Here is a 7,947-nt window from a genome sequence, read left to right on the forward strand (position 1 = left end):
GTCACCCCATCCTGCCCCGGCCCCGCACCCCCCCCACCGCCCCCGGCCGCCGCCGGCGGGCGCCCCCGCGGCGCGAGTTCACCTGGCGGGGACCGTCCAGAAGAAGATTTGCTTGTTGTCCACCGTCAGTCGTTGCTGCGGCTCCCAGTCCCCCATGTCGAAAGCGTGCGAGACGATGCGGGTGCCGGGCTTGAGCGCGAGCAGCTTGGGCCGCAGCTTCAGGTTCAGGTTGGGCAGCAGGTACAGCGTAATGACGGTGGCGGGCGAGAGGTCTTGCTCGAACAAGTCTCCCTGTATGAACTGGACTTTGTCCGTCACCCCTTGCGCGCGGGCGTTGGCGTTCGCTTCCTCGATGCGGCGTGGATCGAGGTCTATGCCCACGCCGCGCGTCCCGAAGCGTTTGGCAGCCGTGATGGGAATGCGCCCGTCGCCCGAGCCGAGGTCGTACAGGACGTCGTTGGGGCCGACCTTGGCGACTTCGAGCATGGCGTCGACGACAGCTTGGGGCGTGGGAACGAAGATGACGTCCGGCGTGCGGTAAGTCCGCTTGGACGTGGGGTCGGCCGATTGTGCGCAGGCCGAGGTGGCGACACTGGCTGCGGCTGCCAGGGTGGCCAGACAGAAATCGCGTCGCTTCATGGACTGTCTCCCAGGGTCGGTTCAGGTCAGGGTCGGTTCAGCTCAGGATGCCGCCGAGGCATCGCGCGGCAGCACCAGCATGACGACAGCGCCGACGATCAATACCGCGACGCCCACCAATGCCCCGACGCCCGTGTGTCGCAGGCTGGCATAGAACAGGTAGCCGCTGGTCGCGATGAACACCAAAGGCGTGAGCGGGTAGAGCGGTACGCGGAAGGGGCGGTGCGCCGATGGATCCTTGCGTCTCAAGACGAAGAGCGCGACGCCGGTCAACACGAAGAAGAACCAGAATACCGGCGCCGTGTATTCGACCATGGTTGCGAATCCGCTGCGGGTGTAGGCCCCGAGCAGCACCAGCGCGAGCGCGATCGCGGCCTGTATCCACAGCGCGTTGACGGGCGTATGCCACCGCGGGTGCCATTTGGCCAGCACCGCGAACGCGGGGGTGTCCCGCCCGAACGCGTAGGTGGTGCGGGCGCCCGTGAGGATGGTGGCATTGGCCGAGGTGAGCGCCGAAACGGCGATCAGCAGGGCGATTAGCTGCGCGCCGGGTTCTCCCAATGCCCGGCGCATCATGTCGGCCGCCACGGCAGAAGAGGCGCTCATGCCCGCCTGGCCGAGCATTTTCAAGTAAGCCAGATTGACCAGCAGGTAGAGCAGCGTGACCAGCGCGAGGCTCCAGAACAGCGCCCGGGGCAGGCTGCGGCTGGGGCCCATGGCCTCGGCCGAGACGTAGGCAGCCTCGTTCCAGCCGCCGTAGGTGAGCATCACGAAGATCAAGACGAGGCCCCAGTTGGCCGTCGAGGACGCAGGCGGCGGAGGCGGTGCGGCCGAGGCGTCCGCGGTGAAGAACAACCCGACGGCGATGATGAGCAGCACGCCGCCTACTTCGACCGCGGTCAGCAGGTTCTGCGTCCATTTGCCGGTGCGTAGCCCGGCGATGTTCACCCCCGTCAAGACCAGGATCACCGCCGCTGCGTAGATGGCCGAAGAGGCCGGACCCAGGCTGACGATTTGCGAGGCGTAATCGCCGAAGATGTAGCCGAGCAGCGCAATCGAGCCGGTGGGAATGACCGTGAGCCGGGCCCATGCGAAGAGGAAGGCCAGGCGCGCGCCGAAGGCCCGCCGCAGGTAGTGGTAGTCTCCGCCGGCATGCGGATAGGTGGCCGCCAGCTCGGCATAGCACATGGCGCCGGCTATGGCGATCAAGCCGCCCAGCGCCCAGGAAAGCATCATCGCGGCCGGGCTGCTCGCATGGGCGGCGACCAGGGAAGGGGCGCTGAAGATGCCGGCGCCGATGACGATGCCGACCACCAGCGCCATGATGTCCAGCGTCCTGAGCATGGGTTGCGGCGCTGGTACCGCCGTCGATGATTCGGTCCGGGATGCGGACGGGTTTGATGCGGGCAACGCGTCACTCATGCAGGAAATTCCTTGGCGCAGGGGAGAATGCGTACGGACCGACGGTGGCAAGCGAGGCAGGCTGTGGAATGCGCCCAGCCAAGCTTACAGTCTGCTGAAGGTAAAGGCGAAAGGCGAAGGCGGTCAAGTCCCCGATACGGCCGAGGCCCGCTCCTGGTCGAACTGGTCCCTGACCTTGATCCGGAAGTCGCTGGGAGACATGCCGGCGTGCTTAGTGAAGAAGCGCGAGAAGTAGCTGGGGTCGGAGAAGCCCAGCGTAAGCGCGATCTCCTTGACGCTCAGCGACGAATAGGCCAGGTCGCGCCGTGCCTCGGTCAACAGGCGATTGTTGATCACGCCCAGGGCCGACAGTCCGAGCTCTTCGCGGCAGATCCGGTTCAGTTGCGTGGGCGTGATGCCGAGGCGCTCGGCGTAGAAGGTGATGGCGCGTTGTTCGCGGAAGTTGCGATTGAGCAGGGCCTTGAAGCGATGCAAGTGGACGACGCTGCGCGAACTGCGCCGGCTGGGATCGACGTGAGCCTGCGTCGCGATCTTGCGGGCGAGGAGAATCAGGACAGAGGCGAGCAGCGAGCCGAGCAGGGGCAAGCGCCACGGATGCGCCTCTCCGTATTCGGCCAGCAGGAGTTCGATCGACTGGGAGAAGGCGCGATAGCCGGGTTCCTCTGGTTCGAAGGGGATGTGCCGCGGCGATTGGAAATGCGCGAGCAGGTTGGCCTGGCCCGCCAGCAGATTGTCCACATGCTGCGTGACGATGGTGATGACAGAGCCGTCGATATCTTCGGAGAAGCGGAATCCGTGCGCGTGCAAGGCGGGCACGAAGAGCGCGCAGGGGCCGTGGGCGGTGAAGCGGCTGTCTTCGAACTGGATGTCGGCCCGGCCCGACCGTATGTACAGAATTTGCACGAAGAGATCGTGGCGATGCAGCTTGATCTCCCAATCGTACAGGCTGCTGCGCTGCGGGATGGATTCGCAATGCAGGCTTTCGTGAACGAGGTTTTTCCCGTGTTCCCCGTAGAGAGCGTAAGTCGGTACGCTGTGTTTCATGGAAGTCGGCATGAGCCAGGCAGAATGTTCCGATTATCCATGAACATGTATTCAAAATCTATTCATCCCTGGGATGATGGTCCGTAAGATGGCTTCCACTCGAACCATCCACAGGAGACGCGCCATGAGGGTCCAAGTCGCCATCATCGGATCCGGGCCGGCGGGCCTGTTCCTGGGCCAGATTCTTTCCCGCGCGGGCATCGAAACGCTGATCATCGAGCAGCGAAGCAAGGAATACGTGCTGGGCCGCATACGCGCAGGGGTCCTGGAACAAGGCACGGTCGAACTGCTCGACGAGCTGGGCGTGGGGCGCCGGATGCACGAGCAAGGGCTCGTCCACGAAGGCATCGAGCTCTGCTTCGACGGCCAGCGGCATCGCATCGACCTAAAGAACCTGTCGGGCGGCAAGACCGTCATGGTGTACGGACAGACCGAAGTCACGCATGACTTGATGGATGCCCGGGAAGCGGCCGGCTATGCGTCGGTCTACGAGGCCGAAAACGTCAGCGTGCACGATTTCGACACCGATCGGCCCAAGGTCAAGTACCGCAAGGATGGCGCCGAGCACGTGGTGGAGTGCGACTTCATCGCCGGGTGCGACGGGTTCCACGGCGTGAGCCGGGCGAGCATCCCGGCATCCGCCATCAAGACGTACGAGAAGGTGTATCCGTTCGGTTGGCTGGGGATCCTCTCCGATACGCCGCCGGTGTCGGACGAACTCATTTACTCCAACCACGAACGCGGTTTTGCGCTTTGCAGCATGCGTTCGCCCACCCGCAGCCGCTATTACGTCCAGTGCTCGCTTGACGACAAAATCGAGAACTGGCCGGATGAGCGCTTCTGGGACGAGCTGCGCCGCAGGCTGGACGACGAGGCCGCCGCGTCGCTCGTCACGGGGCCATCGATCGAGAAAAGCATTGCGCCGCTGCGCAGCTTCGTGGCCGAGCCCTTGCAGTTCGGGCGCCTGTTCCTCGCCGGCGATGCGGGCCACATCGTCCCGCCCACCGGAGCCAAGGGGTTGAACCTGGCCGTGTCGGACGTGCGTTACCTGTCCGACGCCATCATCCGCCACTATGGCGGAGATCGCGAGGGCATCGCCACCTATTCCGAGCGCTGCCTGAACCGAGTCTGGAAGGCCGTCCGCTTCTCGTGGTGGATGACGTCGCTATTGCACAAATTCCCCGAGAACGGCGAGTTCGGGCAAAAGATCCAGCATGCCGAACTCGCCTACCTAGTAGGCTCGCAGGCGGCTTCCACGGCCCTGGCCGAAAATTACGTCGGCTTGCCGTACTGAACGCTCAGCGCTCCTGGCCCCGGCCTGCGCCCAGCCCCTTCCACCGCTTGAGGCGGTCGGAATGGATGCCGAACAGGTCCAGCATGCGCAGCACGGTGTGGTTGACTAGGTCGTCGACGCTTTGGATGCCTGCGTAGAAGGCGGGAACGGGGGGGAATACGATTCCCCCCATTTCCGTGACTGCGACCATGTTCCTCAGGTGCGCCAGGTTCAACGGCGCTTCGCGCGTCAGCATCACCAGCCGGCGCCGCTCCTTCAGTACGACGTCGGCGGCGCGCGTGATGAGGTTGTCCGCATAGGCGTGCGCCACCGCCGCCAGCGTTTTCATAGAAGTGGGCGCGATCACCATGCCGGCCGTCAGGAACGACCCGCTCGCGATCGCCGCGCCCACGTCGCCGGGGTGATACACCACGTCGGCCAGGTTCGCGAGGTCTTTGCGGCCGAGGCCATGCTCGTGCATGGTATTGAGCACGCCGGCCTCGGATACGACGAGGTGGGTTTCCCAATCGGGCAGGTCGCGCAGCACTTCCAGCAAGCGAAGTCCATAGATGGAACCTGTGGCTCCGGTGATCGCGACGATCAGGCGTTGGCGCGGCTGCTCGGCCGGCGATGAACTCATGGGGTCTCCTTGGCAAAGGGCGTACGTGGCGCCCGATTCGTGGCCGCCGGACCGTTCGGCGCGTCAAGTCCGGGCCGCTCCATTGTATTGGGCTTTCCGGCTGTGCACGAAGGAAAAAAGCGCGCCGGCGGGGCTGTCTTGCCGCCCGCCGGCGCCGGTCGTTCATTCCGGCTGGAGGTTGGCTTTTTCGATGACCGCCTTCCAGATCCGCGCTTCGCTTTCGATGCGCGCCGCGAACTCGGCCGGCGTGCTGCCTATGGGGGTGAGCCCAATGTCGGCATACTGCTTGCGCACCGCGGGATCTTGCATGACTTCCCGCAGCGCGGAAGAGAGTTGCTGGATGACTTGCGGATCGGTGCCCAGGGGCGCCGCGAGGCCCCACCAGTTGCCGGTGACCAGGCCGGGCAGTCCCTGCTCCGCCGTCGTCGGAACCTCGGGCAGGATGGACAGGCGTTCTTTGTCTGCCACCGCGATGGCGCGCAGTTTGCCGGAGGACACGTGTCCGGCGACCGAGCTCAGGGCCGTGATGTAGAGCTGGATGTCGCCAGCCATCAAGGCCTGCACGGCGGGAGGCGAACCGCGGTACGGCACGTGGGTCAGCTGCACGCCGGCAAGCTGGCTGTACAGTTCGGCCGCCAGATGCGGAGGCGTGCCGTTGCCGGGCGAGCCGTAGTTCAGCTTGCCTGGGTTTTTCTTGGCCGCTGCGGTCAAGTCGGCCAGCGTGCGGATGTCAGACGCGGCGTTGACCACGAGCACGGACGGGCCGTTGCTCAATAGGGAAACCGGCGCGAGATCCTTGATCGGATCGAAGCGCATGCTCTTGAACAAATACTGGTTGGTGACGAAGTTATTGGTGGCACCGAGCAGGAAGGTGTAGCCGTCGGGCGCGGCGCGCACGACTTCTTCGGCGCCGATGTTGCCCGAGGCGCCGCTCTTGTTGTCGATCAGTATGCGCACGCCGAAGCGCTTTTCCAGCAGAAGCTGGGTAAAGCGCAGGGTGATGTCGCCCGTATTGCCGGGAGCGTACGGAACGACGACGCGTATGGGGCGCGCCGGCCAAGGCTCGGCGGCGTAGGCAGAAGCGTGCAGGCATGCCGAGGCGGCCAGGCATGCCAGCAGCGACCGGCGGACCGGAGACGGAGGAAAGGGCATCATGGAACGATCTCCTTGCAGGACGGATGGGCGATGATTCGGCCGTCGACTATCGTCAATAGCGAATGCAGCGACGCGATGTCGTTTTCCTCGCAGGTCAGCGGGTCCGCATTTACCACCATGAGGTCGGCGAGCTTGCCCGGCGCAATGGCGCCGCGCACGTCTTCATCGAAAGTCAGATAGGCTCCGCCGCGGGTCGCGATGCGCAGGGCCTCCTGCCGGCTGAGCGCCTGGGCCGGTGCCACCTGTGTGCCGTTGCGGCTCAAGCGCGCGACGGCATGCCAGATCGGCCCGAACAGCGAGACGGGAAGATTGTCGCTGCCGAATGCGACCGGGACGTTTGCATCGAGCAGCCGGCGCAGCGGCACGATGTCGTCTTGCCCTTGCGGGCCGCGACGCTGGACCCAGAGGTCGCCGTCTTTGTAGATATGCCGGTTGGTGTGTGTCGTCAGCACGAGGCCGAGGTCGCATATGCGGGCCACGGTCTCCGCATCGAGCACGGGTTGGTGTCCCAAGACCCATCGCTGGTCGTCGATGGCATGTTGCCGGTGGGCGGCCTCGAACAAGGGAAGCAGGTCTGGCCAGATGCCCGCCACCCGGATGCGCGCGCGAGCGGCCTCCACCAGCAAGGGCGCGAGCAGCCCGGCATCGAGCGCCGCACCCGCCTGGAATCCTGCCCATCCGGTGCAGGGATGATTGCTGGCGCGCAGCTGGTTGTTGAGCGGGTCTTTGTCGATCTCCGCGTAAATGCCCTGGACGCGCAGCAAGTCGTCGCCCCGGCCGCGCCGCGCAAGCCAGGCGCTCCACTCGCGCAACAGTTCGATCGCGTCGCCGCTGCCGCGGGGGCCCCAGTAGGGGCTCAGCACGAGGGTCGCCCTGACCGTGGCGGCGCCCTGGGCGTGCACGGTTTCATAGGCGCGTATGACTTCATCGGCGACGCCGTGTCCTTCGAACACGGCGGTCGTGCCATAGCGGTTGTATTCGGCCATGGCGTGGCTCAGGCCCGCTGCCCGCTGTTCCAGGGTAAAGCCCGGGGCAGCCCGCATCAGGGTGTGCTCGACGATGGGCACGAGCGTGTGTTCCACGAAGCGGCCCGTGGGGACTCCCCGTTCATCGCGTTCGATCTCTACGTCAGGCGAGGGCGAGACGGTGTCAGGCCCGATGCCCGCGAGTTCCAGCGCCCGCGAGTTCGCGACCGAGATGAGCGGAGTCCGGTTGCGCCAGTATCCCCAGATCGGACGTATGTACACCGGGTGGTGGAGGCTGGCGCGGTCGAGGTCTGTGCGCGTGGGGTAGAGCCCGGCCGCGAGCGCGTTTTCGGGTTCGGGGTATTCGGGCGGTTGGCCGATGGGCTGGGTGACGATCCAGGTGCCAGGCGGGGCCTTGCGCGCTTCCTCGGCGATGAGTTCGAGAACCTCTTCTTTGCTACGGGCGGCGGAAAGGCTCGGCAAATGGCGCCGCAGGCCCTCGCGATCCATATGGGCATGCCCGTCGGTAAATCCGGGCAGCACAGTCTTGCCGGCGAGGTCGATGCGTTCGGCGCCGGGGCCGGCCGCGGCCAACACGTCCTCGTCCTTGCCCACGGCGACGATGTGTCGGTCTTGGATGGCGACTGCAGAGGCAATCTCATCCCGGTCGTTGCAGGTGATGATCTTGCCCCGATGGAGAACGAGGGGTGCAGGCACGGCCGGCGAACTCCTGGCTAAGCGTTTGTAGGAAATCTAGCAGAGTCGACTAATTGTAAAAATTGAAATGTTCATATAGATTTATATGAATC

General features: G+C 65.1%; 7 protein-coding genes. 1 reads left to right on the forward strand and 6 read right to left on the reverse strand.

Translation table 11 applies throughout. From position 1 onward, the window contains the following. Positions 1-78: 78 nt before the first annotated feature. From IRZ12_RS13505 to IRZ12_RS13515, 3 genes are all read right to left on the reverse strand, one after another. Positions 79-639 carry a cyclopropane-fatty-acyl-phospholipid synthase family protein gene (locus IRZ12_RS13505; protein ID WP_296469309.1) on the reverse strand — a complete coding sequence of 187 codons (561 nt, stop codon included), beginning with the start codon at positions 637-639 and terminating at the stop codon, positions 79-81. A 42-nt stretch (positions 640-681) separates the two neighbouring features. Continuing rightward, positions 682-2,061, reverse strand: coding sequence for an APC family permease (locus IRZ12_RS13510; RefSeq protein WP_296469311.1), 1,380 nt, complete (start codon positions 2,059-2,061; stop codon positions 682-684). A gap of 123 nt (positions 2,062-2,184) precedes the next feature. Next, positions 2,185-3,105 (reverse strand): helix-turn-helix domain-containing protein, encoded by a 921-nt coding sequence (locus IRZ12_RS13515; RefSeq protein ID WP_296469313.1) that lies wholly within the window; start codon positions 3,103-3,105, stop codon positions 2,185-2,187. Positions 3,106-3,229: 124 nt separating this feature from the next. Between IRZ12_RS13515 and pobA the strand changes: the two genes are divergently transcribed. Next, on the forward strand, positions 3,230-4,399 hold the full coding sequence (gene pobA / locus IRZ12_RS13520; RefSeq protein WP_296469315.1) for a 4-hydroxybenzoate 3-monooxygenase: 1,170 nt from the start codon (positions 3,230-3,232) through the stop codon (positions 4,397-4,399). A 4-nt stretch (positions 4,400-4,403) separates the two neighbouring features. Here pobA and IRZ12_RS13525 read toward each other — a convergent pair whose 3' ends face one another. The 3 genes from IRZ12_RS13525 to IRZ12_RS13535 form a co-directional block, all read right to left on the reverse strand. Next, positions 4,404-5,018, reverse strand: a complete 615-nt coding sequence (locus IRZ12_RS13525) for a UbiX family flavin prenyltransferase (protein ID WP_296469316.1) — start codon at positions 5,016-5,018, stop codon at positions 4,404-4,406. A 162-nt stretch (positions 5,019-5,180) separates the two neighbouring features. After that, positions 5,181-6,173, reverse strand: coding sequence for a tripartite tricarboxylate transporter substrate binding protein (locus IRZ12_RS13530; RefSeq protein WP_296469318.1), 993 nt, complete (start codon positions 6,171-6,173; stop codon positions 5,181-5,183). Continuing rightward, entirely contained in the window at positions 6,170-7,855 is a 1,686-nt protein-coding gene (locus tag IRZ12_RS13535) for an amidohydrolase family protein (RefSeq protein WP_296469320.1), read from the reverse strand. The genes IRZ12_RS13530 and IRZ12_RS13535 overlap by 4 nt, the downstream gene beginning before the upstream one ends. Between the last annotated feature and the right edge of the window lie 92 nt (positions 7,856-7,947).

The sequence above is a fragment of the Pigmentiphaga sp. genome (assembly GCF_019689535.1).
In the GTDB taxonomy this organism is placed as follows: Bacteria; Pseudomonadota; Gammaproteobacteria; order Burkholderiales; family Burkholderiaceae_B; genus Pigmentiphaga.

Bases quoted from the DNA above. Each gene is read 5' to 3' on its own strand.
- IRZ12_RS13505 (WP_296469309.1), bottom strand. From the start codon at position 639: ATGAAGCGACGCGATTTCTGTCTGGCCACCCTGGCAGCCGCAGCCAGT.
- IRZ12_RS13510 (WP_296469311.1), bottom strand. From the start codon at position 2,061: ATGAGTGACGCGTTGCCCGCATCAAACCCGTCCGCATCCCGGACCGAA.
- IRZ12_RS13515 (WP_296469313.1), bottom strand. From the start codon at position 3,105: ATGAAACACAGCGTACCGACTTACGCTCTCTACGGGGAACACGGGAAA.
- pobA (WP_296469315.1), top strand. From the start codon at position 3,230: ATGAGGGTCCAAGTCGCCATCATCGGATCCGGGCCGGCGGGCCTGTTC.
- IRZ12_RS13525 (WP_296469316.1), bottom strand. From the start codon at position 5,018: ATGAGTTCATCGCCGGCCGAGCAGCCGCGCCAACGCCTGATCGTCGCG.
- IRZ12_RS13530 (WP_296469318.1), bottom strand. From the start codon at position 6,173: ATGATGCCCTTTCCTCCGTCTCCGGTCCGCCGGTCGCTGCTGGCATGC.